The sequence below is a fragment of the Sphaerisporangium perillae genome (genome assembly GCF_023276435.1).
Classification (GTDB): Bacteria; Actinomycetota; Actinomycetes; order Streptosporangiales; family Streptosporangiaceae; genus Sphaerisporangium; species Sphaerisporangium perillae.
In genome coordinates this window covers 12,472-36,376 of the sequence record NZ_JALLPO010000002.1, presented here as the reverse complement: position 1 = coordinate 36,376, position 23,905 = coordinate 12,472, and the positions used below count along the sequence as shown (strand labels likewise).

At 70.9% G+C, this 23,905-nt stretch carries 28 protein-coding genes and 2 pseudogenes; 20 read left to right on the top strand and 10 right to left on the bottom strand.

The window, feature by feature from the left end; translation table 11 throughout:
• The first annotated feature begins 134 nt into the window (after positions 1 to 134).
• From MYF83_RS02160 to MYF83_RS02150, 3 genes are all read left to right on the top strand, one after another.
• Entirely contained in the window at positions 135 to 1,076 is a 942-nt protein-coding gene (locus MYF83_RS02160; protein WP_248958431.1) for a tyrosine-type recombinase/integrase, read from the top strand.
• Between the two features lie 158 nt (positions 1,077 to 1,234).
• Positions 1,235 to 2,125 carry a PP2C family protein-serine/threonine phosphatase gene (locus MYF83_RS02155; protein WP_248958430.1) on the top strand — a complete coding sequence of 297 codons (891 nt, stop codon included), beginning with the start codon at positions 1,235 to 1,237 and terminating at the stop codon, positions 2,123 to 2,125.
• 52 nt (positions 2,126 to 2,177) lie between these two features.
• The gene (locus MYF83_RS02150; RefSeq protein ID WP_248958429.1) at positions 2,178 to 3,008 is read left to right on the top strand and encodes an MFS transporter; all 831 of its coding nucleotides are present in this window, start codon (positions 2,178 to 2,180) and stop codon (positions 3,006 to 3,008) included.
• 54 nt (positions 3,009 to 3,062) lie between these two features.
• Here the strand turns inward: MYF83_RS02150 and MYF83_RS02145 are convergent.
• Positions 3,063 to 3,463 (bottom strand): annotated as a pseudogene (locus MYF83_RS02145) (Tn3 family transposase).
• A 140-nt stretch (positions 3,464 to 3,603) separates the two neighbouring features.
• Positions 3,604 to 4,125: a GNAT family N-acetyltransferase gene (locus MYF83_RS02140; protein ID WP_248958427.1), complete on the bottom strand. Its 522-nt coding sequence runs from the start codon at positions 4,123 to 4,125 to the stop codon at positions 3,604 to 3,606.
• Between the two features lie 364 nt (positions 4,126 to 4,489).
• Here MYF83_RS02140 and MYF83_RS02135 point away from each other — a divergent pair, with 364 nt between their 5' ends.
• From MYF83_RS02135 to MYF83_RS02120, 4 genes are all read left to right on the top strand, one after another.
• On the top strand, positions 4,490 to 5,401 hold the full coding sequence (locus tag MYF83_RS02135; protein WP_248958426.1) for a helix-turn-helix domain-containing protein: 912 nt from the start codon (positions 4,490 to 4,492) through the stop codon (positions 5,399 to 5,401).
• A gap of 152 nt (positions 5,402 to 5,553) precedes the next feature.
• A complete protein-coding gene (locus MYF83_RS02130) occupies positions 5,554 to 6,357 on the top strand; it encodes a helix-turn-helix transcriptional regulator (protein ID WP_248958425.1) in 804 nt (267 codons plus the stop codon).
• A 40-nt stretch (positions 6,358 to 6,397) separates the two neighbouring features.
• Entirely contained in the window at positions 6,398 to 6,640 is a 243-nt protein-coding gene (locus MYF83_RS02125; protein WP_248958424.1) for a hypothetical protein, read from the top strand.
• Positions 6,538 to 6,927 (top strand): hypothetical protein, encoded by a 390-nt coding sequence (locus MYF83_RS02120; RefSeq protein ID WP_248958423.1) that lies wholly within the window; start codon positions 6,538 to 6,540, stop codon positions 6,925 to 6,927. The genes MYF83_RS02125 and MYF83_RS02120 overlap by 103 nt, the downstream gene beginning before the upstream one ends.
• Positions 6,928 to 6,964: 37 nt before the next feature.
• Here the strand turns inward: MYF83_RS02120 and MYF83_RS02115 are convergent, their stop codons facing one another.
• Positions 6,965 to 7,330 carry a YybH family protein gene (locus MYF83_RS02115; protein ID WP_248958422.1) on the bottom strand — a complete coding sequence of 122 codons (366 nt, stop codon included), beginning with the start codon at positions 7,328 to 7,330 and terminating at the stop codon, positions 6,965 to 6,967.
• 105 nt (positions 7,331 to 7,435) lie between these two features.
• On the opposite strand from MYF83_RS02115, the gene MYF83_RS02110 reads away from it, so the two are divergent.
• Complete coding sequence (locus tag MYF83_RS02110) at positions 7,436 to 8,326, top strand: LysR family transcriptional regulator (protein WP_248958421.1); 891 nt, start codon at positions 7,436 to 7,438, stop codon at positions 8,324 to 8,326.
• Between the two features lie 99 nt (positions 8,327 to 8,425).
• Positions 8,426 to 8,908 (top strand): TetR/AcrR family transcriptional regulator C-terminal domain-containing protein, encoded by a 483-nt coding sequence (locus tag MYF83_RS02105; RefSeq protein WP_248958420.1) that lies wholly within the window; start codon positions 8,426 to 8,428, stop codon positions 8,906 to 8,908.
• Between the two features lie 66 nt (positions 8,909 to 8,974).
• Here the strand turns inward: MYF83_RS02105 and MYF83_RS02100 are convergent, their stop codons facing one another.
• The gene (locus tag MYF83_RS02100; RefSeq protein WP_248958419.1) at positions 8,975 to 9,703 is read right to left on the bottom strand and encodes a FadR/GntR family transcriptional regulator; all 729 of its coding nucleotides are present in this window, start codon (positions 9,701 to 9,703) and stop codon (positions 8,975 to 8,977) included.
• A 134-nt stretch (positions 9,704 to 9,837) separates the two neighbouring features.
• Here MYF83_RS02100 and MYF83_RS02095 point away from each other — a divergent pair, with 134 nt between their 5' ends.
• From MYF83_RS02095 to MYF83_RS02080, 4 genes are all read left to right on the top strand, one after another.
• The gene (locus MYF83_RS02095) at positions 9,838 to 10,458 is read left to right on the top strand and encodes a gluconokinase (RefSeq protein ID WP_248958418.1); all 621 of its coding nucleotides are present in this window, start codon (positions 9,838 to 9,840) and stop codon (positions 10,456 to 10,458) included.
• 94 nt (positions 10,459 to 10,552) lie between these two features.
• Entirely contained in the window at positions 10,553 to 11,035 is a 483-nt protein-coding gene (locus tag MYF83_RS02090; RefSeq protein WP_248958417.1) for a cation:proton antiporter regulatory subunit, read from the top strand.
• A 7-nt stretch (positions 11,036 to 11,042) separates the two neighbouring features.
• Positions 11,043 to 12,200 carry a cation:proton antiporter gene (locus tag MYF83_RS02085; protein ID WP_248958416.1) on the top strand — a complete coding sequence of 386 codons (1,158 nt, stop codon included), beginning with the start codon at positions 11,043 to 11,045 and terminating at the stop codon, positions 12,198 to 12,200.
• 97 nt (positions 12,201 to 12,297) lie between these two features.
• Positions 12,298 to 12,924 (top strand): TetR/AcrR family transcriptional regulator, encoded by a 627-nt coding sequence (locus MYF83_RS02080; RefSeq protein WP_248958415.1) that lies wholly within the window; start codon positions 12,298 to 12,300, stop codon positions 12,922 to 12,924.
• 15 nt (positions 12,925 to 12,939) lie between these two features.
• On the opposite strand, the gene MYF83_RS02075 is transcribed toward MYF83_RS02080, so the two are convergent.
• Complete coding sequence (locus MYF83_RS02075) at positions 12,940 to 15,255, bottom strand: phosphoketolase family protein (protein WP_248958414.1); 2,316 nt, start codon at positions 15,253 to 15,255, stop codon at positions 12,940 to 12,942.
• A gap of 49 nt (positions 15,256 to 15,304) precedes the next feature.
• Entirely contained in the window at positions 15,305 to 15,799 is a 495-nt protein-coding gene (locus MYF83_RS02070) for a MarR family winged helix-turn-helix transcriptional regulator (protein ID WP_248958413.1), read from the bottom strand.
• A gap of 76 nt (positions 15,800 to 15,875) precedes the next feature.
• Between MYF83_RS02070 and MYF83_RS02065 the strand changes: the two genes are divergently transcribed.
• Positions 15,876 to 16,292, top strand: a complete 417-nt coding sequence (locus MYF83_RS02065; RefSeq protein WP_248958412.1) for an organic hydroperoxide resistance protein — start codon at positions 15,876 to 15,878, stop codon at positions 16,290 to 16,292.
• On the opposite strand, the gene MYF83_RS02060 is transcribed toward MYF83_RS02065, so the two are convergent.
• A complete protein-coding gene (locus MYF83_RS02060; protein WP_248958411.1) occupies positions 16,241 to 16,540 on the bottom strand; it encodes an SDR family NAD(P)-dependent oxidoreductase in 300 nt (99 codons plus the stop codon). The two genes, MYF83_RS02065 and MYF83_RS02060, sit on opposite strands and share 52 nt — an antisense overlap.
• Positions 16,541 to 16,768: 228 nt before the next feature.
• On the opposite strand from MYF83_RS02060, the gene MYF83_RS02055 reads away from it, so the two are divergent.
• The 4 genes from MYF83_RS02055 to MYF83_RS02040 are packed head-to-tail and all read left to right on the top strand — an operon-like array spanning position 16,769 to position 19,874.
• Positions 16,769 to 17,698 carry an ABC transporter ATP-binding protein gene (locus tag MYF83_RS02055; RefSeq protein ID WP_248958410.1) on the top strand — a complete coding sequence of 310 codons (930 nt, stop codon included), beginning with the start codon at positions 16,769 to 16,771 and terminating at the stop codon, positions 17,696 to 17,698.
• Positions 17,698 to 18,480: an ABC transporter permease gene (locus MYF83_RS02050; RefSeq protein ID WP_248958409.1), complete on the top strand. Its 783-nt coding sequence runs from the start codon at positions 17,698 to 17,700 to the stop codon at positions 18,478 to 18,480. Before MYF83_RS02055 ends, MYF83_RS02050 begins: the two co-directional genes overlap by 1 nt.
• A gap of 3 nt (positions 18,481 to 18,483) precedes the next feature.
• The gene (locus tag MYF83_RS02045; RefSeq protein WP_248958408.1) at positions 18,484 to 19,284 is read left to right on the top strand and encodes an ABC transporter permease; all 801 of its coding nucleotides are present in this window, start codon (positions 18,484 to 18,486) and stop codon (positions 19,282 to 19,284) included.
• Entirely contained in the window at positions 19,275 to 19,874 is a 600-nt protein-coding gene (locus MYF83_RS02040) for an NAD-dependent epimerase/dehydratase family protein (RefSeq protein WP_248958407.1), read from the top strand. The genes MYF83_RS02045 and MYF83_RS02040 overlap by 10 nt, the downstream gene beginning before the upstream one ends.
• 83 nt (positions 19,875 to 19,957) lie before the next feature.
• Here the strand turns inward: MYF83_RS02040 and MYF83_RS02035 are convergent, their stop codons facing one another.
• Positions 19,958 to 21,124: an erythromycin esterase family protein gene (locus MYF83_RS02035; protein ID WP_248958406.1), complete on the bottom strand. Its 1,167-nt coding sequence runs from the start codon at positions 21,122 to 21,124 to the stop codon at positions 19,958 to 19,960.
• Between the two features lie 90 nt (positions 21,125 to 21,214).
• Between MYF83_RS02035 and MYF83_RS02030 the strand changes: the two genes are divergently transcribed.
• A complete protein-coding gene (locus tag MYF83_RS02030; protein ID WP_248958405.1) occupies positions 21,215 to 21,898 on the top strand; it encodes a TioE family transcriptional regulator in 684 nt (227 codons plus the stop codon).
• A 155-nt stretch (positions 21,899 to 22,053) separates the two neighbouring features.
• Here the strand turns inward: MYF83_RS02030 and MYF83_RS02025 are convergent.
• Positions 22,054 to 22,215, bottom strand: a pseudogene (locus tag MYF83_RS02025) (helix-turn-helix domain-containing protein); the annotation flags it as partial.
• A gap of 63 nt (positions 22,216 to 22,278) precedes the next feature.
• On the opposite strand from MYF83_RS02025, the gene MYF83_RS02020 reads away from it, so the two are divergent.
• Positions 22,279 to 23,415: an epoxide hydrolase family protein gene (locus tag MYF83_RS02020; protein ID WP_248958404.1), complete on the top strand. Its 1,137-nt coding sequence runs from the start codon at positions 22,279 to 22,281 to the stop codon at positions 23,413 to 23,415.
• A gap of 131 nt (positions 23,416 to 23,546) precedes the next feature.
• On the opposite strand, the gene MYF83_RS02015 is transcribed toward MYF83_RS02020, so the two are convergent.
• Positions 23,547 to 23,897 (bottom strand): hypothetical protein, encoded by a 351-nt coding sequence (locus MYF83_RS02015; protein WP_248958403.1) that lies wholly within the window; start codon positions 23,895 to 23,897, stop codon positions 23,547 to 23,549.
• Positions 23,898 to 23,905 lie beyond the last annotated feature (8 nt).

Genomic DNA, 23,905 nt, shown 5'->3' with positions numbered 1-23,905 from the left:
ATGTACGTGATAATGGCTTATTATCACGTACATGAGTATGGCGGCGCGGCGACCAGGAGAACTCCTCCCCGGGACGGTGCGCGACTTCGGCACGTTATCCGGTACATCGCGATGGACGTTGCGCGGCGGCCGGCATGAGCGCCGCGCCGAAGATCACCGCCCTGCGCGGTGGCGGCGTCACCCTCGTCGCGGCCGCCGACGCCTTCCTCGCCACCCCACGCACCGCCAACCCCAACACCCACCGCGCCTACGCCTCGGCCATCGACCGCACCATCGAGCGACTCGGCCGCGACCGGCCGCTGGCCGAGGTCACTGACGCGGAGGTCGGCCATGCGCTTGCCGAGCTGTGGGGGGCGAGCGCGCCGGCGACCTGGAACCGCAACCGTGCCGCCGTCACCTCCTGGCTGACCTGGTGCCAGACCAAGAAGCACTGGGCCGCCCCGTCGGTCCCGGCTGAGGCCGAACGCCGCAAGGAGAACGCCGACGAGACCCGCGCGGTGGCCAAGACGACGATCCATCGGCTGCTGTCACGCCGCGACATCCCCCTTCGCGAGCGGGCGCTCTGGAGAATGCTCTACGAAACGGCGGCCAGGGCCGCGGAAATCCTCGCGCTGAACGTCGAGGACCTCGACCTGGAGCACCGGCGCGCTCCCGTCCGCTCCAAGGGCGGCGCCACCGAGTGGGTGTACTGGGACAGCGGCACCGCCCACCTGCTGCCCCGCCTGCTCCGGCTCCCCGACGGCAGCGTGCGTACCCACGGGCCGCTGTTCCTGTCCGAACGCCGCCCCGTGCCGGCCCGCCGCTCCGCGGCCGCCGACATCTGCCCGCACACCAGCCGCACCCGCCTCGGCTACGACCGCGCCCGCGTCCTGCTCGACAAGTACGCCGGGCTCGATCTGCACCAGCTGCGCCACAGCGCCGCCACCCACCTCGGCGAGGCCGAGATCCCGCTGCAGCTCATCATGGGAAAGACCCGGCACAAGAACCCCCGCACCGCCATGCGCTACGTCAAACCCGGAGCCGGAGCCATCGCCAAGGTCACCGAGGTCCTCGCGCCCCGCCGCCGTACCCACTGATCAGCAACCTCTCCGGGGGGACACTGCCCCTTTCTCTCGTACTTGGTCTGCCCCCCCTGCGGCATCCGGGGCGGTAGAGACGGCTGGGAACTCAGGGGTTATTTCTTACCGGGGTCCGTCCTTAGCATAGCTACCCGTCAGTAGAGTCCCGGGCCCCCATGCCGCTGGCCCGCATCCGCCAGGTGTGCGACCTGGAGCCGCAGGCGGCGGCCGAGCTGGTCGCCGGCTACTGGGCCCAGGTTGTGGCCGACACCGCCGTACGCGAGCAGCTGGCCACTTTCCTCGTCGATTACCTGTCAGGAAGGGGTAGCGCTGTGGAAGACGCAGAGACCCTGATCGGGATTCGCTATGCGGTCCGGTCGGAGTCGGGGCTGGTTCGCACGAGTAACGAGGACGTCGCCTACGCCGGCGCTCGGTTGCTGGCGGTGGCCGACGGAGTGCGCGGGCCGGAGGGGAATCTCGCGAGTGCGGCGGCCGTTGACGCGCTCAAGCCGCTGGAGACGGAGGCCGTACCTGCCGGTGACCTTCTCGGTGCGCTTGCCGATGCGGTCACTCAAGCCGATCGGGCGATTCGGGGCATTGCCGAGTCGGCACCGTCCGGTGAGGCGGTCACGACGCTGACCGCGATGCTGTGGTCGGGTTCCCAGCTGGCGCTGGTGCACATCGGTGACACGCGGGCGTATCTGCTGCGCGACGGCGAGATCTTCCAGATCACTCACGACCACACTTACGTGCAGTCGCTGGTCGACGAGGGCCGCCTCAGCCCGGAGGAGGCCGTCTCGCATCCGCAACGCTCATTGCTGGTCCGCGCGCTCACCGGCACGGGCGGGTCCCAGCCGGACCTGTCGCTGCATACGGCCGTAGCCGGTGACCGTTACCTGTTGTGCTCCGACGGGCTGTCCACCGTCGTCCCGGCAGAGTCCCTGCACAGCGTACTGAGCGGCACCGGGGCCCCTGAGCAGGTCCTCGATGAGCTCGTCGGACTGGCGTACGCCGCGGGCGCCCCGGACAACATCGCTTGCGTGGTGGCTGATGTGGTGACGCTGTGACCGGATCCTGTCCGACCGGCCGGGCCCGCCGCCGCGGCGGCGGTGTCGGAAGGTGAGCGCGTCGGTTGTGCGTTCTTTGGGCGCGTACACGCTTGACCGGCGGCCCCTGGCGATCCCCGCCTACCGGCGGTTGTGGGGCGCCTCAGCCGTCTGTGCGGTCGGTGGCTCGTTCAGCGTGGTTACGGTGCCGACGCAGCTGTTCACGTTGACCGGCTCGTCCGCGGCCGTCGGCGCTGCGGCCGCGGTGTCATTCGGTGCTTTGGTGATCGCGTCGCTGTGGGTCGGAGCTCTCGCTGAGATCGTGGATCGGCGGCGGCTGCTGTTGGCCGCTCACTGTGGCCTTGCGCTGACCTACGTGGCACTGTGGGCTCAGGCGGCCCTGGGGGGCCGCTCTGTCGCCGTTCTGCTGGTGTTGGTGGCATGCCAGGGACTGACCTTCGGGGCGATCATGGTGACGATGGGCGCAGCGGTGCCCCGCCTCGTCCCCGTCGACCTGCTGCCGGCGGCGAACGGTCTCAGTTCGCTCGTCCGCTACACCGGGTCGATCATGGGTCCGTTACTGGCAGGCGTGCTGATTCCGGTGGTCGGACCCGGCACGCTCTACCTGTTCGACGCCGTCGCGTTGCCGGCTCACCGTGATGACCGTCGCCATGATCGTGTGGATGGCACCTCAGCTATGGCACTACGCCGCCCCAAGAACAGATCGCTGATGAGAAACCGGCCCGGATGTTGTCAGTGGGTGAGCACCGGGCCGGGTGCCACTGAACGTCAGGCCACAGGCGGCGACCATCTCAGTTACCGATGCCCTCGCCGGGATGGGTGTCGTCTGGCTCACCCAACGGCCGCATTTCCTCCAAGCAGTTCCGGCAGGGCGAAGGAGTAGCGGCCCAGCATGTTCACATGGGCGTGGATGAAGGGCGATAGGCGAGCGACGTCCTCATCGTGCACGGGCGATCGCATCGCCCAGTGGGGTGGAGCGGCCGTCGCGCGACAGCATCCGGATGACGTCGTGGGCGCGCACGGCACCGGTGTGGATGGAGGCGATGACGCGGCAGATGTCGTCCCAGTGGCCTTCGATCTTGTCCAGGGCGATGCGGCCGCGTGCGATCTGCTGTAAGGCCCGTAGTCGGCGCGGGAGTCGATGCGCCATGGTTTCTGGTCGGGCAGGTCGGCCAACTGTGGGGCGTAGGAGAAGCCCGCCAGGGTGAGCAGGCCGTAGATGATGTCGCTGTAGCCGGCGGGGTCGGTGACGATCGTTTCGGGGCGTTTGCCGCCGTGGCGGTCGTACGGCACGTCCAGTGCATACAGCGAGTCGCGCGGGGTGCCGGCCACGACCATGCCGCCCGACATCACCTCCAGGACGGCCTCGGGCAGGTCGACGCGCGGGAGCATCGCGGTGGTCCGGGAGTGCAGGTCTCACCTGGTGCGGGCGTCCTCGGTGGCCAGTCCCCTCACCGGCGGTGGAGGGTCACGGTGGGTCAGGGCGTCGCCGGGGTGAGGGTGCGCTGCATCAGCACGGTGTCGATCCAGCGGCCGTGCTTGCGGCCGACGGCTTTGAGGACGCCCACGTGGGCGAACCCGAAGGCCTGGTGCAGGGCCACCGAGCCCTTCTCGCCGGTGTCGGCGATGACGGCCACGACCTGGCGGGTGCCCGCCGCGGCGCAGCCGGTGAGGACCGGGGCGAGCAGGGCGCGGCCCAGGCCCTTGCCTGTGTGGCCGGGAGCCAGGTAGATGGTGTCCTCGACGGTGTGCCGGTAGGCGGGCTTGGGCCGCCAGGGGCCGGCGTAGGCGTATCCGGCCACCGTCCCGCCGAGGTCGGCGACCAGAAAGGGCAGGCCCCGTCCGGCCAGGTCGGCCAGGCGGCGGTGCCAATCCTCCACTGTGGGCGGTGTCTCCTCGAAGGTGGCGACGCTCCCGAGGACATAGTGGGTGTAGATGGCGGCGACGGCCTGCAGGTCTTCAGGCGTCGCCGCCCGAATCACGGCGGGTTCCTCGGGCACGGTGCTCTTGCTCCTCGGCGACTGGATACAGCTGGCAAGACGGATATAGCAGATGCGGCACGGCCGGTCTGATCGTGCCCCAACGAATGGACCCGCAGGCCTGCGCAAGGTACGGCGGCCTGTCCACGGGCACGGACCCAGTCCGGGGCGCCCAGGCGATTCCCCGGCGGCACGGACACCCGGGTTGAGGACACCGGGGTTGAGCAACTCAGGCGCGCGAGCGGATCACCGGTCTCCTCGCCTCAGAAAGACCGCTGATCACCGGCCAGGTCGTCCTCATTGCGGTCGCTTTTCATGCCTCGCGGGGCCTTCGGTCACGCCCACGGCTTGAGTCTCGAGTGGCTCGAAGGTGCAGGCTCGTCCTGTGAGTGACGGTATGGAGCTTCACACGATCGGTCAGCTCGCTCGTCGTACCGGTCTGTCGGTGCACACGATCCGCTTCTGGTCCGACAGCGGTCTTGTGCCGCCCACCGGCCGCTCGGCCGGCGGGTACCGCCTGTATGACGCCACCGCTGTGGCCCGGTTCGACCTGGTCCGGACGTTGCGTGAGCTCGGCATCGGCCTGGAGGCCGTCCAGGAGATCCTGGCTAGGCAGGTCACGGTGGCAGAGGTGGCGGAGATGCACGCCCGAGCGCTGGACGCCGAGATCCGGACCTTGAAACTTCGCCGCGCCGTGCTCCGCACGATCGCCAAGCGCGGCAGCACAACGGAGGAGACCCTCATCATGCACAAACTCGCTCAGCTGTCGGCCGCGGAGCGGCAACAGATCATCGATGACTTCATCGGCGGCGTCTTCGCCGACCTCGACCTTGACGACGATGCCATGGTCGTCGCCGGGTGGATGCGAGAGCTGCCCGGCGAGCTACCGGATGATCCGGCGCCGGGCCAGGTCGACGCCTGGGTGGAGCTGGCCGAACTGGTCACCGGCCACGACTTCCGGCGGCGACTGCGGCGGATCGTGCTCAGCGGCTCCGCCGAGCCACGCTTTGAAGACGGCTTGGACCTGCGGCGGCTGGTGCTGGAGAAGGCCGGAAGGGCGCTGGCCGACGAGATCGCGCCGGAATCGGCCGAGGGCAGGCTCATCCTGAGCCGCATCATCGAGCCCGGCCTGTCGCCGGAGGAGCGCGTCGCGCTGCGCGAGCGTCTCCAGATGCTCGCCGACGCCCAGGTGGAGCGCTACTGGCAGCTGCTTGCCGTCCTCAACGGCCGGGATCCGGCCGTTTCGGTCATTCCCGCCTTCGACTGGGTGATCGCCGCCCTACGCGCCCACGGCTGACCGTGCCGCGGGTTTCCACAGTGACCGTTGCCGGCCGACAGGAGCCGGTCAGCCGAAGGCGCCTATTTGGCCGGATATGGACCGGGCCGGTGCGGTGTGGTGATTCCCTGGGGGGAATGGCTCGCTTGGGTGGGGGCCGGTACAACTGACCGGTGGACTTTCCCCATGCCCTGCGCCAGCGCCGCACCCGCCGCCGCCTCAGCCAGCTCGAACTCGCCCTGCGCGCGGGCACGACCCAGCGGCATGTCAGCTTCCTGGAAAGCGGCCGCTCCGAGCCCGGCCGGGAGATGGTCCTGCGCCTGGCCGAATCACTGGAGCTGCCGCTGCGCGAACGCAACGAGCTGCTGCTCGCGGCCGGTTACGCTCCCGCCTACCAGCGGACCTCGCTGGGAGACCCGGCGCTGGCCTCGGTGGACACTGCCTTGCGCCACATCCTGGACGGGCACCTGCCCTATCCCGCGGTGGTCGTGGACCGCTACGGCGACCTGGTGGCGGCCAACGCGGCGATGGGGTGGCTCACCGACGGCGCCGCCCCCGAGCTGCTGGAGCCGCCGGTCAACGTCTACCGGCTGGCGCTGCACCCCGAGGGCATGGCCGGCCGCATCGCCAACTTCGGCGAGTGGGCCCAGCACATCGTCATGGCCCTGCACGCCGAGGTGGTGCGCAACCCTGACGAGCGGCTGGCCGGTCTGCTCGCCGAACTGCGGGAACATGTGCGCGACCACCCGCCGGGCGCCGCCCCGCTCGGCTTCGCGGTCCCCATGCGGCTGCGCTCGCCGCACGGCGAGCTGAGCCTGATGACCACCATCACCACCTTCGCCACCGCGACCGACATGACGCTGGCGGAGCTGAAGCTCGAGGCCTTCCTGCCCATGGACATGGCCACCACCGCGATCCTGTCCCGGCCCGCCCGACAGCAGCCCGCCTCGGAAGGCGGCGCGCGGGGCGGGCGGTAAACGGGTGCGGCCGGCCATAGTCGTCCACGACGATGAGGCGATGAGCGAACGGTCCGGACAGTGTGTGGATGAGTTCACCGCCCCGTCGGCGGTGGAGGCCGGTGAGCTCGCGCGGCTGGAGGCGTTCATCTACGGGCGGGTGGCCGCGCAGGGGTTCACCGGTCTGGCGCTGTCGCCGCTGTGCTCGCTGGGCACCAACTCGGCGGTGGCGACGGTCGACCAGAACAAGGTGGTCACGACCGTCCGCAACACCGAGGTCGTCGCGGACGCCACCTCGACCTGACCTCGGGCCGGCATCGCCGGGCCCTGGGCGAGCACGTCCTGGACCGGCTCGCCCAGGCGCATCCCGGCATCACGTTCTCCTTCGACGACGAGCGCGCGAGCGGCCGCGGCTACTACAGCGGCGCCGGCTTCGAGATCCGCGCCACCACCGCCGCCGGAGAGGACCTCGATCTCGGCGACGGCGGGTTCACCACCTGGAGTGCCGATCTTCTCAGCAACGCCAAGGAACGGCTGCTCATCAGCGGCCTCGGCGTCGAACGTCTCTGCGGTCGCTTCGGGCGGCAGTGACCGGCCATGCCGACAGGCGCCGGCGAAGCCGGGCGGTTCAGCGGGTGGGGTGGACGAACTCGGGCTGGTCGAGCAGGCGTAGCCAGCTCCCGTCGGGCTGGCGCCGGACGACCTGCGCGCGGGCGCCGGCCCCGTCCTTGGGCGGGGTCGAGGTGAGGGCGATGTCGCCGCTGATCAGCGTCGGCAGCGGTTGTTCCGGCTCGAAGCGGGGGCGGCCGGCCAGCACCTTCTTCCACAGCGCGCGGATCGCCTCCCGGCCGACCGTCCGCCCGCCGGGCGGGTAGGCCATCACCGCGTCCGGTTCGTAGAGTTCAGCGACTCCGGCCGCGTCGCCGGCGTTGGACCGCTCGACGAACAGGCGGGTGAGGTCCTCGGGCCGCATGGCCTTCTCGTACTCCGGCATGGACTCCTCCTAGGAGTGTGTGGGGGGTTGAACACCTCCCACCTTGGCCGCCCACGCAGCCAGAAGTCCAACAGATTGAACTGCTAATAGCTAGAATCCTGAGTTATGGAATTGCGGCAGCTGGAGTACTTCGTCGCGGTCGCCGAGGAGCGCAACTTCACCCGGGCGGCCGAGCGGGTGCACATCAGCCAGTCCGGCGTCAGCGCCCAGATCCGCCGGCTGGAACGCGAGCTCGGTGCCGAGCTGTTCGACCGGTCGGCGCGCGCCGCCACCCTCACCGTCGCGGGAAAGGCGGCGCTCGAGCACGCCCGCGCCGCGCTGGCCGCCGCCGGGGCGATCGGTCAGGCGGTGGGCGAGGTGACCGACCTGATCCGGGGACGGCTCACGGTCGGGATGGTCATCGGCTGCACCGTCACGCCGCTGTTCGGCGCCCTCGCGGCCTTCCACCGGGCCCATCCCGGTGTGGAGATCTCGCTGCTGGAGGACAACTCCGACCAGCTCGTCCAGGGGGTGCGCGCCGGCACCGTCGACCTTGCTCTCATCGGGACCGCGACCGCCGCCCCCGACGGGCTGGACGCGCTGACCATCATCAGCGAGCGGCTCGTCGCGGCGGTCCCGCACGGGCACCCCTTGGCGAGGCGGCGGCGGGTCACCCTGCGCGACCTCGAGGCCCACCCGATCGTGTGCATGCCGCCCGGCACCGGCCTGCGCACGGTGTTCGACCAGGCCTGCGCCGCGCGGAGCCTCCAGCCGGTGATCGCGCTGCAGGCCAGCGCCGCCGACGCCATCGCCGACCTCGCCGCCCGCGGGCTCGGGGTCGCCATCCTCAGCGAGTCGATGGCCTCGCGCCACCGCGACCGGCTCACCGCCCGCACCATCGACGACGTGCCGGCCCCCGCCCTGCTCGCCCTGGTCTGGAAGGCCACCGCCGGCCCCGCGCTGCGCGAGTTGCTCAAGTACGGCCGGCGCGCGTTCACCGGGCCCGGCACTGCCTAGGGCCTGGCGTCTTGCTCGACCTGCCCCAAGTCGACCGAGGCCCCGGCCGGCGCCTCGACTCGCACCATCTACAACCACTTCCCGGGCGGGAAGGAGGAGTTGTTCCGCTCCATCATGCAGTGGAGCTCAGAGCGGGTCAGGGACGAGCAGCTCGCGCAGCTGTGGAGGTACCTGGATCCGGAGCGTCCGCCGCATCCTGACGACCTTGAACGTGACCTGCTCGCTCTGGCCCGCGCCTGGGTCGGCCTGATGACGGACTTCCGCGACCACTTCTCGCTGGTGCGGCACATTTACGCGGAAGCCGGGCACATCCCGGCCGAGGTCTTGGATGCCTGGCAGGAGGCCGGACCGCGCGTGGTGGGCCGCGAGGTGGCGTCCGCCATGGCCGCGTTGGGCGATCGTGGCCTGATCGACGTCCACGACAGCCCGGCCCAGGCCGCCGTCCATTTCATGGCGTTGATCTGCACCGAGATCACGCAACTGTCCTATTGGGGGGTCAGCCCGCTCCCGCCGGAGGAGGCCGACCGGCTGACCTCCGCGGGAGTACGCGCGTTCCTGCGGGCGTACGGCTCCGCAGGCTGAGTTGGAGCCGCCCTCAAACCGGAACCCGGCATCGGTCGAGGCTCGGCCCCCGGCCCGCGGTCCTCCTCAGCGTCGGCGGCGGGCGGCGGGGTCGTGCTCGGCGGTGACGCGGGTGGCCTCCTCGACGATGTCGCGCATGGCCCGCTCGGCGGCCTCGGCGTCGCCTGCCTGGACCGCCTGGGCGACCTCGGCGTGCCAGCGGATCGCCGCCGGCTCGGGGCGGGCGGGCATGAGGTGGTGGTGGGTGCGGCCGGCGAGCACCTCGGCGACCACGCCGGTGAGCGCGGCGAGCATCTCGTTGCCGGAGGCCTGCAGCAGCGTACGGTGGAAGGCGATGTCGGCCTGCAGGTAGGCCTCGAGGTCGCCGGACCTGCCGTGCACGGCCATCTGCATGACCGCGCCGGTGAGCACCCCGCACTGCTCGGGAGTGGCGTTGCGGGCGGCGAGCCCGGCCGCCAGCGGCTCGACGCCGCGCCGCAGATCGCCCAGGGACCACAGCTGGCGCTCGCGGTCGGCGCCCTCAAGTCTCCAGCGGATGATGCGCGGGTCGAACAGGTTCCAGGCGGCGGGCGGGGCGACGGTGACGCCGACGCGGCGCCGGCTGGACACCAGGCCCATCGACTCAAGGACGCGGATCGCCTCGCGGATCACCGACCTGGACACCCCGAAGCGGTCTTCGAGCTGCTCGATGCGCAGCACGTGGCCGGGCGGGAGCGCGCCGGAGGTGATCTGGAGGCCGAGGCCGTCCAGGACGCCGCCGTGCAGCCCGGCATTGGTCTGGTCTTTCGCTCCCACGGTCGCCCATCCTCCCACGAGGAGCGCTCCCGATCCCACTTAAGCCTCAAAGGTATGATTAATCAGGCGTCATCTCTTGATTATAGATGATGATTCATGACAGGCTGTGGGACAGTTCGTCCGAGAGGCCGTCAATGAACCCCACAGATCTTCCGCCCCCGGCTGCCCCCGCCCCCTCGGGCCAAACCCCGGCGGCGCCCCTGCTGGTCGTCATGGGCGTCACCGGCTCGGGCAAGACGACCGTCGGCGCGGCGCTCGGCCAGCGGCTGGGCGTCCCGTTCGCCGACGCCGACGACTTCCACGGCCCCGCCAACATCGCCAAGATGTCCGCCGGCATCCCCCTGGACGACGACGACCGGCTGCCCTGGTTGCACGCGATCGGCGCCTGGCTCGCCGAGCACGCCGCCGGCGGCGGCGTGGTGAGCTGCTCGGCGCTCAAGCGCTCCTACCGCGACATCCTGCGCGCCTCGGCGCCCCAGGTGTGCTTCGTCCACCTGGCGGGCGACCAGGAGCTGGTGCGCCGGCGCGTGGCGGGCCGGCCTGGGCACTTCATGCCCGCCTCGCTGGTCGCCTCGCAGTTCGCCACCCTGCAGCCCCTGGAGCCCGACGAGCGCGGCATCGTGCTGGACCTCGGCAGAAGCGTCGACCAGCTGGTGGAGGACTACCTCGCCGCCGCCTCCCCCGGCCGCCCGGCCGGCGCCGGGCCCGGCGGCCACGATGATCACGGCGCCGGGCCCCCGCGCACCACCTGCTAATCTCACAAGCCATTCGCCCCATATGAGGATTTCATCCTGTTTGTTCGGGTGAATCGGAACCGGTTGTCTTACGGCTGAATGGGGCGAGGGGTCGGTGGAGATCGAACAGACCGCACTGCCGGGCATAGGACTCAAACACGAGTTCACCACCCACCACGGCCGGAGACTCGCGGTGGTGTCCCACCGCGGCGGCCGCCGGGACCTGGTGATCTACGACCGGCACGACCCCGACCGGGCATGTGAGGCGATCCAGCTCAACGACGAGGAGGCCGACGCCCTGGTCGAGCTGCTCGGCGCCCCGCGCATCGTGCAGCGGCTCAACGACCTGCACCGCGAGGTCGAAGGGCTGGTCAGCCTCCAGCTGCCGATCGAGGACGGCTCGCCCTACGTCGGCCGCCCCATGGGCGACGCCCGGGTGCGCACCCGCACCGGCGCCTCCATCGTGGCGATCGTGCGCGGCGGGCAGGTGCACGCCAGCCCCGCCCCCGACTTCCGGCTCGACGCAGGCGACGTGGTCGTCGTCGTGGGAAGCCTCGAGAGCACCTCCGCCGTCGCCGACATCCTGTCCGGCGGATAGGCCGCGCGTGCACACAGCGACACTCTTCATCGAGCTCGGCGGCATCATCCTGTTCCTCGGCGTCCTCGGCGCCCTGGCGTTGCGCGCCGGCATCTCCCCCATTCCCCTGTACCTGGTGGCCGGCCTGGCGTTCGGCCAGGGCGGCATCCTGCCGCTGGCGACCAGCGAGGAGTTCGTCTCGATCGGCGCCGAGCTCGGCGTCGTGCTGCTGCTTTTGACCTTGGGCCTTGAGTACAACGCCGACGAGCTGATGACCAGCCTGCGCGGCAACGCCCGCGGAGGCCTGGTCGACCTGGTGCTCAACGCGGCGCCCGGCGCGGCGGTGGCGCTGCTGCTCGGCTGGGGCCCGGTCGCCGCGGTGGCGATGGCCGGAGTGACCTACGCCACCTCCTCGGGCATCACCGCCAAGGTACTGTCCGACCTCGGCTGGATCGGCAACCGGGAGACCCCGGTGGTGCTGTCGCTGCTGGTCTTCGAGGACCTGACGATGGCGCTGTACCTGCCGATCCTCACCGCGATCCTGGCCGGGGTGAGCCTGGCCGCCGGCGCGGTCACCGTGGCCATCGCCCTGGCGACCGCCGGTGTGGTGCTGCTGGTGGCGTTGCGCTACGGCCGCCTCATCGACGGCTTCGTGGCCAGCCCCAACCAGGAGGTGCTGCTGCTGAAGGTCGTGGGGCTGGCGCTGCTGGTGGCGGGCGTCGCCCAGCAGCTGCAGGTGTCGGCGGCGGTCGGGGCGTTCCTGGTCGGCATCGCCCTGTCGGGAGAGCTGGCGCACGAGGCGCGCGCGCTGCTGATCCCGCTGCGCGACCTGTTCGCCGCGGTGTTCTTCGTGTTCTTCGGCCTGCAGACCGATCCGGCGGCGATCTGGCCCATGGCCGGGCTCGCCGCGCTGCTCGCCCTGGTCAGCATGGTCACCAAGCTCGCCACCGGCGTCTACGCCGCCCGGCGGGCGGGGATCGCCAGGGCCGGGCAGGCCCGCGCCGGCATCGCCCTCATCCCGCGCGGCGAGTTCAACATCGTCATCGCCGGGCTGGCGGTGGCGGCCGGGGCCCATCCCGACCTCGGACCGCTGGCCGCGGGGTACGTGCTCATCCTCGCGGCGTTCGGCCCGCTGGCCGCCCGGCTGATCCAGCCGCTCATCACCGCCATCGCCCGGCGGGCCTGAACTCCGCTCCCCCGCCCCGCCCCCCACCGGGCGCCTCGGTCAGGTCTCAGATAGGATGCGGGGGACCACCCCGTTTCGCCGCCCCGCTGGAGGTTCCGTGCCCGAGGGCAGCACCTCATCGGCCATGCCGCCGTCCCCGGCATCGCGGGCGCGGCCGATGCGCGCCGACGCCCGCCGCAGCCGTGAGCGGATCCTCGCCGCGGCCGCCGCGGCCATCGCCCGGGACGGAGCCGAGGCGTCCCTGGAGGAGATCGCCCGGCGCGCCGGGGTCGGCTCGGCCACCTTGCACCGCCACTTCCCCTCGCGGCAGGCACTGCTGGAGGCCGTCTTCCGCGGCAAGGTGGAGGCGCTGTGCGCGACGGCGCTGCGCCCGGCCGCCGGCCTGGACCCGGGGGCGGCGCTGGTGGCCTGGCTTCGCGCCGTGGCCGCCCACGCCGCCGCCAACCGCGGCCTGGCCGTCGCACTGATGCGCGGATCCGGCGACGGCGACCCCTCCTGCGGCGTGACCTGCCACGCGATGATCCTGCGGGCCGGCGAGCACCTGATGACCCGCGCCCGCCAGGCGGGCGCCGTGCGGCCCGAGATCGCCGTCGCCGACCTGCTCAAGCTCGTGAACGCCATCTGCCTGGCCACCGAGGGACGTCCCGACGCCACCGCCGAGGCCGACCGCCTGCTCACCCTGGCCGTCCAGGGCGTCCGGCCCGCCGGAACCCCGGCAAGCTGACTCTCCGGCGGCCCGCTAGTGGGGCCAGCTCCATTCGCGGATCTCCGGCGCGTCCTCGCCGTACTCGCGGGTGTGCGCACGGGCCCGCGTGCGGGCGTCGACCATCTCCTGGCGCAGGTGGGCGCACCGCTCCCCGAGGCCGGGCACGCGGTCGATCACGTCGGTCACCAGGTGGAAGCGGTCGATGTCGTTCATCATCGCCATGTCGAACGGCGTGGTGGTGGTGCCCTCCTCCTTGTATCCCCGCACGTGCAGGTTCTCGTGGCCATGGCGGCGGTAGGTCAGGCGGTGGATCAGCCACGGGTAGCCGTGGAAGTTGAAGATGACCGGTTTGTCGGTGGTGAACAGGGCGTCGTAGGCCCTGTCGGTCAGGCCGTGGGGATGCTCCGAGGGCGGCTGGAGCCGCATCAGGTCCACGATGTTGACCACGCGCACCTTCAGCTCCGGCAGGTGCCGTCGCAGCAGGTCGGCGGCGGCCAGGGTCTCCAGGGTCGGCACGTCCCCGGCGCAGGCCAGCACCACGTCCGGTTCGACGCCCTGGTCGTTGGAGGCCCACTGCAAGATGCCAAGGCCCCTGGTGCAGTGCAGGATGGCGTCGTCCATCGACATCAGGTCCAGCACCGGCTGCTTGCCCGCGACCACCACGTTGACGTAATCGCGCGAGCGCAGGCAATGGTCGGCCACCGACAGCAGGGTGTTGGCGTCCGGCGGCAGGTAGACCCGCACCACGGTGGCCTTCTTGTTGACCACCACGTCCAGGAAGCCGGGGTCCTGGTGGCTGAACCCGTTGTGGTCCTGACGCCACACGTGCGAGCTGAGCAGGTAGTTCAGCGAGGCGATCGGGCGCCGCCAGGGGATCCTCCGTGCGGCCTCCAGCCACTTGGCGTGCTGATTGAACATGGCGTCGATGATGTGGATGAACGCCTCGTAGGAGGTGAACAGCCCGTGGCGCCCGGTGAGCAGGTAGCCCTCCAGCCAGCCCTGGCACAGGTGCTCGCTCAGCACCTCCATCACCCGGCCCTCGGCGCCGATGTTCTCGTCGGTGGGAAGCCGTTCGGCCTCCCACACCCGGTCGGTCACCTCGAACACCGCGCCCAGCCGGTTGGAGGCGACCTCGTCCGGGCCGAGCAGGCGGAAGTTGGCGGGGTTGGCGACGATGATGTCGCGCAGGAAGGCGCCGAGCGCCCGCGTCGGCTCGGTGGTGGAGGTGGCCGGCGACTTCACCTCGGCCGCGTAGTCGCGGAAGTCGGGCAGGACCAAGGGGTCGAGCAGTTCGCCGCCGTTGGCGTGCGGGTTGGCGCTCATCCGCAGCGGCCCCTCGGGCACCATGGCCTCCACCTCGGCCACCGGGCGGCCGTGGGCGTCGAACAGCTCCCCGGGCCGGTAGGAGCGCATCCACCGCTCCAGCTCGGCCATCTTCTGGGGGTCGTCGCGGACGCCGGCCAGCGGCACCTGGTGGGAGCGCCAGGTGCCCTCCACCGGCAGGCCGTCGACCTCCTTGGGGCCGGTCCAGCCCTTGGGCGTGCGCAGGATGATCATCGGCCACCGCTTGCCGCGGCCCGCCTTGACCTCGGCGATCTGGTCGAACACCGTGTCCAGGGTCTCGGCCATCAGCCGGTGCATCACCTGCGGATCGTCACCCGAGACCACGTGCGGGCGGTACCCGTACCCCTCCATGAGCTTGAGCAGCTCCTCTTCGGGGATGCGCGCCAGCACCGTCGGATTGGCGATCTTGTAGCCGTTGAGGTGCAGGATGGGCAGGACGGCGCCGTCCCTGGCCGGGTTCACGAACTTGTTGGAGTGCCAGCTGGCGGCCAGCGGGCCGGTCTCGGCCTCGCCGTCGCCGACGACGCAGGCCACCACCAGGTCGGGGTTGTCGAACGCGGCGCCGTAGGCGTGGGCCAGGGAGTAGCCGAGCTCGCCGCCCTCGTGGATCGACCCGGGCGTCTCGGGGGCGACGTGGCTGGGGATGCCGCCGGGGAAGGAGAACTGGCGGAACAGGTGGCGCATCCCGCTCTCGTCCTGCGAGACGTAGGGGTAGATCTCCGAATAGGTCCCCTCCAGCCAGGCGTGCGCGACCGCGGCGGGCCCGCCGTGCCCGGGACCGGCGATGTAGATCATGTCCTGGTCGCGCTGCTTGATCACCCGGTTCAGATGGGCGAAGCAGAAGTTCAGCCCCGGCGTGGTGCCCCAGTGGCCGAGCAGACGCGGCTTGATGTGCCCGGGCTGCAGAGGCTCGCCGAGCAACGGGTTGTCCAGCAGATAGATCTGCCCGACCGACAGGTAGTTGGCGGCGCGCCAGTACGCATCGACGTGCTCAAGCTCAGTCATGGATATGAGCGTTCCCGCTGGGCGGGGAGTATGCCAGAGACCTTGGTCCCTACCTGGCCGGGACGCCGGTCGCCGCGGCGGGCTCCAGCAGCGCGCCGTCCAGGGCGCCGGTGACCCGGGTGAGGACCTGCCGCAGGTGGCGCACCTCGCTCTCGTCCAAGCCGGTGGCGGCGAAGATCCGCGCGGGCACCCGCCCGGCCCGCTCGCGCAGGGCCGCCCCCTGCGGGGTGAGACCGACCAGCACCGATCGCTCGTCGCGCCGGTCGCGGTCGCGGCGCACCAGCCCCGCGGCCTCCAGCCGCTTGAGCAGCGGGGACAGCGTGCCGGAGTCGAGCCGAAGAGCCTCCCCGAGCTCCTTGACGCTCAGCGCCCGGCCGTCGGCGCCGCCCGGGCGGTGCTCCCACAGCACCAGCATCACCAGATATTGCGGGTAGGTGAGCCCGAGATCGCGAAGCTCGCGCCGGTAGACGCCGTCCAGCGCCCGGGACGCGGCGTGCACGGCGAAGCAGACCTGGTTGTCCAAGCGCAGCAGCTGGTCCTCCATGCCCGCAGTCTACAACTTGACGGGAGGCAATTGAATTGCGCACAATCTAATCGTCTTCGTCCGGAAAGGATTGATCATGAGCAACGCCATGTACACCGCGATCGCCACCGCCTCGGGCAGGGAGGGCCGCGCGGTCTCCTCCGACGGCCTGCTCGACGTCACCCTCGCCCCGCCGAAGGCCCTCGGCGGCAGCGGCGAGGGCACCAACCCCGAGCAGTTGTTCGCCGCCGGGTACGCCGCCTGCTTCGCCAGCGCCCTCTCCCTGGTCGCGCGGCGCATGAAGCACGACGTCACGCAGGCGTCGGTCACCGCCGAAGTCGGGCTGGTCCAGGCTGAGGGCGGCGGATTCGGGCTCACCGTCACCCTGCGGGTGGAGCTGCCCGACGAGCTGCAGGGCGAGCCGGGCCGCGCGCTGGTCGAGGCCGCCCACCAGGTCTGCCCCTACTCCAACGCCACCCGGGGCAACATCCCGGTCGAGCTCGTCGTGGAGTAGCCGGCGCCCACCCCGGAGGGCACCGCGCGCCCGCCACCTGAGTCAGTGGTGACGGCGATCCCGAAATGGGCGACCTCGAACGCCATAGTCTCCGCCATGGCCTCCAGCACCCACTTGCTGACGGCGTAGGCGCCGGCGAGCGGGATGGTGAGCCGGCCGAGGATGCTTGAGACAGACAGCACCCGGCCGGACCGCCGGGCCCGCATCGCGGGCTCGAACAGCCCGTCGGGCAGGCCGATCGCCTTCACCCGCTCCAGCTTGACGATCTCGGCCGGCAGCGTGTCGAGCTGCGTCGGACCGGGGTCTTCCTTTGTAACGCTCAGTTACTTCTGGGGCCGGTGACACGGACCCGAGTGGAGGGCCACCAGGGACACCGCGGGCCGATCGCCGCAGGACACGCGCGGGGACGCGCCGCGCGGCGGGGGACCGAAAACCTGTTGCGGAAATGTCGGTGCCCTTCGTTAGGGTTCTGCCTCGTGTCGCCACAACCTCTGATCCACGCACGTGGCCTCGTCAAACGCTTCGGCTCCTTCACCGCGGTGGACGGCATCGACCTGCAGGTGGCCCCCGGTGAGGCCTTCGGCTTCCTCGGCCCCAACGGCGCCGGGAAGTCCTCGACGATGCGCATGATCAGCTGCGTGTCGCTGCCCACTGCCGGCGAACTGCGCATCCTCGGCATGGATCCCGCCCGCGACGGCACCCGCATCCGCGCCCGCCTCGGCGTCTGCCCGCAGCTGGACAACCTCGACCCCGACCTCAGCGTGCGCGAGAACCTCACCACCTACGCCCGCTACTTCGGCATCCCCCGGGCCGAGGCGCGCCGCCGGGCCGACGAGCTGCTCGAGTTCGTGCAGCTGGCCGACCGGGCCGGCAGCAAGGTCGACCCGCTGTCGGGCGGCATGAAGCGCCGGCTCACCATCGCCAGGGCGATGGTGAACGAGCCCGACATCGTCCTGCTCGACGAGCCCACCACCGGCCTGGACCCCCAGGCCCGCCACCTGCTGTGGGAGCGGCTGTTCCAGCTCAAGCGGCGCGGCACCACCCTGGTGCTCACCACCCACTACATGGACGAGGCCGAGCAGCTGTGCGACCGCCTCGTCGTCATGGACGGCGGGCGCATCGTCGCCGAGGGGTCGCCGCGCTCGCTCATCGAGACCTACTCCACCCCCGAGGTGGTAGAGCTCCGCTTCGGAGACGATCGCCCCGCCGACGTGGCCGGCAAGCTCGCGGGCGTCGGAGAGCGCATCGACCCGCTGCCCGACCGGGTGCTGGTGTACGCCGCCGACGGAGACGCCGCCACCGCCGAGGTCCACCGGCGCGGGCTCACCCCCTCCAGCGTGCTCGTGCGCCGCTCCACCCTCGAGGACGTCTTCCTGCACCTCACCGGCCGGACGCTGGTCGACTGATGGCCCAGCTCGTCAGCCAGGTCTCGGCCCGCTCGACGCTCGCGGTGCTGGAGCGCGCTCTCACGCTCTACCGCCGGCTGTGGCGCGCCTCGGCCTTCTCCTCCTTCATCATTCCCGTGCTGTTCCTGGTCAGCATCGGCATCGGGGTCGGCGGATACGTCGGCGGCATCGGCGGCGTGGACTACCTGTCGTGGATCGTGCCCGGCGTCCTCGCCTCGACGGCGTTCCAGATGGCGGTCGGTGAGTGCACCTACCCGGTGTTCGGTGACTTCAAGTGGGTGCGCGCCTACCACGCCATGCGCGCCACCCCGGTCGAGGTCGGTGACATGGTGTGCGGCTGGCTGCTGTACATCCTGTTCCGCGTGGAGATCGCGGTGGTGGTGTTCCTGGCGATCACCGCGCTGTTCGGCGCCCTGCACTCCCCGTGGGCGCTGCTCACCCCGCTGGTGTGCGCGCTGGTGGCGCTGGCGACGGCCGCGCCGACGATGGCCTTCGCGGCGACCATCGAGCACGACAGCTACTTCGCGCTGCTGTTCCGCTTCGTGCTGATCCCCTCGACGCTGTTCTCCGGGGTGTTCTTCCCGGTGGAGCAGCTCCCCGCGTTCGCCCGGCCGCTGGCCTACCTGTCCCCGCTGTGGCACGGGGTGGAGCTCGACCGGGCGGCCACGCTGGGCGTCTCTCCCCCCTGGCCGGTCGCCGTCCACCTGGCCTACCTGCTGGCGTTCGCCGCGGCCGGCACGCTGTGGGCCTTCCACGCCTTCCGCAAGCGACTTCAGGACTGACACATGGTGACCACGATGATCGCCGCCCGGGTCTCCCCCGGCCGGGTCGGCGCGGTGATCAACCGCAACCTGGGGGCGCTGCGCTCGGGCCCGTCCTACTGGCTGGTGCTGGTGTCGGGCTTCTTCGAGCCGCTGCTGTACCTGCTGTCCATCGGCGTCGGAGTCGGGGCACTGGTGGGCGAGCTGCAGGTCGGCGGCCGGACACTGCCCTACGCCACCTTCGTCGCGCCGGCGATGCTCGCGGTCTCGGCGATGTCGGGCGCGCTGGCCGAGACCACGTTCAACTTCTTCTTCAAGATGAAGTACCAGAAGACCTTCGACGCCATCCTGGCCACGCCGGTGCGGCCGTTCGAGATCGCGCTGGGAGAGCTCGGCTGGGCCATGATGCGCGGCTCCCTGTACACCGGGGTCTTCCTGCTGGTCATGGTGGCCCTCGGCCTCGCGGCCCCGCTGTGGGCGCTCGCGGCCTTTCCCGCCACCATCCTGGTCGGGCTCGCCTTCGGGTCGCTCGGCATGGCGGTCAGCACGCTGATGCGCGGCTGGCAGGATTTCGACCTCATGTCGACCGGCCAGTTCGCCCTGTTCCTGTTCTCGGGCACCTTCTCCCCGGTCGGGGACTACCCCGTCGCGATGCAGGTGCTCATCCAGGCGACGCCGCTCTACCACGCCGTCGAGCTGGTGCGGGGGCTGGCCATCGGCGACCCCCGCTGGGGACTGCTCGTGCACGCCGCCTACCTGCTGGCTATGGTCGTCGCCGGCCTGCTGTTCGCCGCCCGGAGGTTGCAGCGCGTGCTGTGCGTCTGACCCTCGTCGCGGTGGTGAGCGTGAGGCCTTCGCCCGGCCGTGCCGCGACCTTCCGCCCGGCGGTCGCGGTCACCGGACCGGCCTTGCACGCGGCCCTCGGGGGAAGGCCGGGCGCAGCGCGTGGCCGCGCGGGGTGCGGGGACCTCGGACACGAGGTCGTCGTCACCACGCACCGCCGGACCGAGGTTCCGTCGTTCCTCGCCGGCCGGGTCACCGTGGAACCCCTCGACGTCACCGACCGGGACGCCTTCCTCGCCCTCGCCGGTCGCCACGACATCAGCGACATCGTCCACCTCGCCGGCAGCATCCCCGGCGAAGACCCGGTCGACTTCTTCCGCACGGACACAACCGGCCTGCTCAACGCGCTGGACGCCGCCCGCACCTGGGGCGTCCGCAGGTTCGCCGTCGCCAGCAGCCTCGGCGTCTACATCGGCCGGACCGAGACCCGCTGGCACGAGGAGCTCGCGCTGCCCACCGCGGACCTGCCGCACCTGATCATCGCCTTCAAGAAGGCGGTCGAGCCACTCACCACGCACAGCCTCCAGGGCACCGGGGTCCAGCCGGTCGTACTCCGGATCGGGAGCATCTAGGGACCCCCTTCGATGAGGGGGCGGGCATGGATGGTGTGATTGATGCGCGTGCCTGTCAGCAGAGCCTGACACGCACGCGCCTGTCAACCCAGCTTTTTCAGCCTGACAGCCTGCTTGAGGAAGACGATGCCGTCGATCATGTTGAGCTGGGCCGGGTCCAGCGGGAAATAGGCGAAATCGGGGGAGGTACGCGGGGCGGGCTTCGTGATGGCGTCGGCCAGGCGGCGGGCGTCGATGAGAGAGTGGTCCCACGGGAGCGTGGACAGGATGCCCTCGACGGTGTCCGGGGGCGGGGTGTTGTCGCCGACCATGCCGAGGGCGGAGGCCAGGAAGGCGTACCGGTCGCCCAGGTGCGCTTCGGTGATCGCCCCCGCGCTCCACCACTCCAGCGTCTGGCCGCCGAACGGCATGAGGCTCTTGTTCCGCTGCAGGTGGAGGTTGTGGCAGAAGACCAGGGCGGGGCCTTGCCCGGCGACGGCGCGCAGGTTGGCGGCCATCATCGCGTCCCGTAGGGCCGACAGCCTGCCTATCCGGGCCGGGGACGTGTCGGCCATCCAGTGGTGGTAGCGGAGCAGGCCGACGGCGGTGCGCCCGTACAGCGCCGCCCGCTCCCTGTCCTCCGCGCTCAGCCGCGGCACCTGAGTGTCGAGCAGTGCCACCAGGTCGTCGGCAAGCAGCCGCACCCGCTGGGCGTCGGCGGACTGGCCGATCGACTGGGACGGGTCCATGACCGTGGCCTCGTTCGTCCACCGGTCGTCCGGGCCGAGCAGCGCGTCGAGGGTTTCCATGGTGCAGGGGAGGGGGCCGTCGAGGAGGGCGTAGAGGGCGGTGAGCGCCTGGCGCGGGCTCTCGGCCCAATACTCCAGAGGGCCGTCGAAGCCGAAGAACCGGAGCTTTTCGTCATGCTCCTCGTTGTACGCGCGCATCCAGCGCACGAGCTCGCGGTTGGCCGGTGACGCGCCGAAGCCGTGGCTGAAGCCGCGTTCCATGACGTCATCGAGCGTGTCCGCGCCCGTCGTGATGTAGTCGTCCACCACGAGGCCCCTGAGGCAGTCGCTCTCGATGGCGAAGGACCGGTAGCCCTCGTGCTCGACCAGATGCCGGAAGATCTCGTTGCGCAGTTCGCCCAGCTCCCCCACGAAGTGCCTGGCCTCGCCCAGGCCGAGCAGCAGGGGCTTGGCGGGAAGCGACCGGAGGAACGCCGAGACGCCCGCGCCATCGAGCGGCCGGGCCGTGTCCTTGATATCCATACCTTCAACGGTATCGCTGAACTCTCGGTGTAAACTTTTCCATGAAATCCCCGCTCTCTTCGCGATGGACCTTCAATCGGTGATGCATCCATGAGGCCAGTGGACCTGGCGCGCGAGCACGGCCTGTCCACCCAGGCGATCAGGAACTACGAGGACGCCGGCATCCTGCCCGCCGCCGAACGCACCGTCCACGGCTATCGCACCTATACGCCGCTGCACGCGCAAGCCCTGCGCGCGTTCCTCGCCCTCGTGCCCGGGCACGGTCACCAGTCGGCCACGTCGATCATGCAGGCGGTCAACCGGGGTGCCACCGAGGACGCGCTGCGGCTCATCGACGAGAGCCACGGCCAACTCCTCGACGACCGCCGTACGCTCCAGGCCGTCGAAGCCGCGCTCCGCGATCTGGCGCCCGTGCCGCAGGAGCGCGGCGACACGTTCATCGGCCCCCTGGCCAGGAGGCTCGGCCTCCGCCCTGCCACCCTGCGCAAATGGGAGAACGCCGGGCTGGTCCGGCCGCGCCGCGATCCGCAGACGGGCTACCGGATCTACAGCGCGGCCGACGTACGGGACGTCCGGCTGGCCCACCAGCTCAGGCGGGGCGGCTACCTGCTGGAGCAGATCGCCCCGCTGATCGCTCAGGTCCGCTCCGCCGGAGGCGTCGCCCCGCTGGAGTCGACCCTGCGCGACTGGCAGGCCCGCCTGTCCGCCCGGGGCCGCGCCATGCTCAAGGGCGCCGCCGACCTGGACGCGTACCTCCGCGCCCGCGAACCCTGAGGCCGGGTCACGTCCACCACAGGAAACGGCATGGCCACGGAAGGAAACCATGCATGAGCGACGGGGCATTTCGCCTGATCAATGGTTCAGCATTCGATCAAAGCAGCACGTGGTGCATGAGAATGTCGCGCAGTGGCGTCGTTGAATACTCAGGCCGAGGCGTGCACGGGATAGCCCAGTTCCCGCGGCCGGTCCACATCCCGCCGTACGGTCCGCATCGTGACGCCGAGCCGCTCCGCCGGCTCCGCGCCGGACCAGTCCCGGTGGGTCTGCAGGAGGGACAGCAATCTGAGGAGTCGAGCCGAGGTCTCCAACATGCTTTCAATCTTGCCCGCAACCTAGGACCGAACCCGTCCTAAGCGGCTCCTAAAGTCTTGGGCATGGCGAAAATCAACCCGTTCCGCATCGATATCCCGCAGGCCGACCTGGACGACCTCCGCGACCGCCTGGCCCGCACCCGCTGGCCGGACGAGCTGCCCGGCACCGGCTGGTCGTACGGCGTCCCGTCCTCGTACGCGAAGGAGCTGGCCGAGTACTGGCGGACGGCGTACGACTGGCGGAGGCAGGAGACGGCGCTCAACGAGTACCCGCAGTTCACCACTGAAATCGACGGCCAGAACATCCATTTCCTGCACGTCCGCTCTCCCGAGCCGGACGCGCTCCCGCTGATCCTCACGCACGGCTGGCCCGGTTCGATCGCCGAGTTCATGAAGATCATCGGCCCGCTCACCGACCCCCGCACCCACGGCGGCGACCCGGCCGACGCCTTCCATGTGGTGGCGCCCTCCCTCCCCGGCTTCGGGTTCTCCGGCCCCACCCGCGAGACCGGCTGGAACCTGCGCCGGGTGGCCCGAGCCTGGGCCGAGCTGATGAGCCGCCTCGGCTACGACCGGTACGGCGCCCAGGGAGGCGACACCGGCTCGGTGGTCTCTCCCGAGCTCGGCCGTGTCGCCCCGGACAACGTCATCGGCGTCCACGTCAACGGCGCTCTGGGCTTCCCGACCTTCGAACCCGACGAGCTGGAAGGTCTCACACAGGCAGAGCAGGCCCGGCTGGCCCTCTACTCGGACCATGACCGCTCGGGCTACGCCATGATCCAGTCCACCCGCCCGCAGACGCTGGCCTTCGGCCTGCACGACTCCCCCGCCGGTCAGCTGACCTGGATCGTGGAGAAGTTCAAGGAGTGGACCGACCCCGCTCACGACCTCCCTGAAGAGGCCGTGGACCGCGACCAGATGCTCACCGACGTCACTATCTATTGGCTCACGGGCACCGCGGGGTCGTCAGCCCGCCTCTACAAGGAGGGCTCGACCGACTGGGGCCGGCCCGTCGAGAAGTCCGATGTTCCCACCGGGGTGGCGGTCTTCCCGGGCGACGCCGGGATCCGCCGCGTCGCCGAACGCGAGCACAACGTGGTCCACTGGTCGGAGTTCGACCGGGGCGGCCACTTCGCCGCGATGGAAGCACCGGACCTGCTGGTCACTGATATCCGCGCGTTCTTCCGGCCGGTCCGCTGACCCGCCCCGTGCACCCCGCTGACCACCCGTCGTGAAGGGGATCGCCAAGGAGGACTGCCCCACGCCCTTCGGATACAGCCCCCTGATCAACCTGGTCGCGCAGATCGGCGCCTTCGGCAAGAAGCCGCCGCTCAATGCGCGTGGGAGGTGACCACGCCGCGCGGGGTGCGGGCCAGGCCCAGTGCGGCGGCGGCCAGCAGGAGGGTGAAGCAGGCCGGCCCGGCGGTCTGGGCGAACTGGTGGTGTGCGGCGCCGATCACGGCGTCGATCAACTGGACTCCCGCGTTCAGGCCGAGCAGCAGCGCCAGTGGTCGCCAGGCCCGCAGTGCCGCGAACAAGGTCAGGCCACCGAGCAGCACGATGCTCCGCGCGGCCATATATGCGGCGAACACGCGCGGCGCCGAGGACTCCCCGCCGGGGACGAGGACTCCGGGCGCGACGAGCCCGGCGACGGTGAAGTACCCCGACGTCAGGACGGTCACGGCCGCCA

Coding starts and splice junctions, on each gene's coding strand:
- MYF83_RS02160 (WP_248958431.1), top strand. CDS start 135: ATGAGCGCCGCGCCGAAGATCACCGCCCTGCGCGGTGGCGGCGTCACC.
- MYF83_RS02155 (WP_248958430.1), top strand. CDS start 1,235: ATGCCGCTGGCCCGCATCCGCCAGGTGTGCGACCTGGAGCCGCAGGCG.
- MYF83_RS02125 (WP_248958424.1), top strand. CDS start 6,398: ATGAGCGAACGGTCCGGACAGTGTGTGGATGAGTTCACCGCCCCGTCG.
- MYF83_RS02115 (WP_248958422.1), bottom strand. CDS start 7,330: ATGCCGGAGTACGAGAAGGCCATGCGGCCCGAGGACCTCACCCGCCTG.
- MYF83_RS02110 (WP_248958421.1), top strand. CDS start 7,436: ATGGAATTGCGGCAGCTGGAGTACTTCGTCGCGGTCGCCGAGGAGCGC.
- MYF83_RS02095 (WP_248958418.1), top strand. CDS start 9,838: ATGAACCCCACAGATCTTCCGCCCCCGGCTGCCCCCGCCCCCTCGGGC.
- MYF83_RS02075 (WP_248958414.1), bottom strand. CDS start 15,255: ATGACTGAGCTTGAGCACGTCGATGCGTACTGGCGCGCCGCCAACTAC.
- MYF83_RS02070 (WP_248958413.1), bottom strand. CDS start 15,799: ATGGAGGACCAGCTGCTGCGCTTGGACAACCAGGTCTGCTTCGCCGTG.
- MYF83_RS02065 (WP_248958412.1), top strand. CDS start 15,876: ATGAGCAACGCCATGTACACCGCGATCGCCACCGCCTCGGGCAGGGAG.
- MYF83_RS02050 (WP_248958409.1), top strand. CDS start 17,698: ATGGCCCAGCTCGTCAGCCAGGTCTCGGCCCGCTCGACGCTCGCGGTG.
- MYF83_RS02045 (WP_248958408.1), top strand. CDS start 18,484: ATGGTGACCACGATGATCGCCGCCCGGGTCTCCCCCGGCCGGGTCGGC.
- MYF83_RS02035 (WP_248958406.1), bottom strand. CDS start 21,124: ATGGATATCAAGGACACGGCCCGGCCGCTCGATGGCGCGGGCGTCTCG.
- MYF83_RS02030 (WP_248958405.1), top strand. CDS start 21,215: ATGAGGCCAGTGGACCTGGCGCGCGAGCACGGCCTGTCCACCCAGGCG.
- MYF83_RS02020 (WP_248958404.1), top strand. CDS start 22,279: ATGGCGAAAATCAACCCGTTCCGCATCGATATCCCGCAGGCCGACCTG.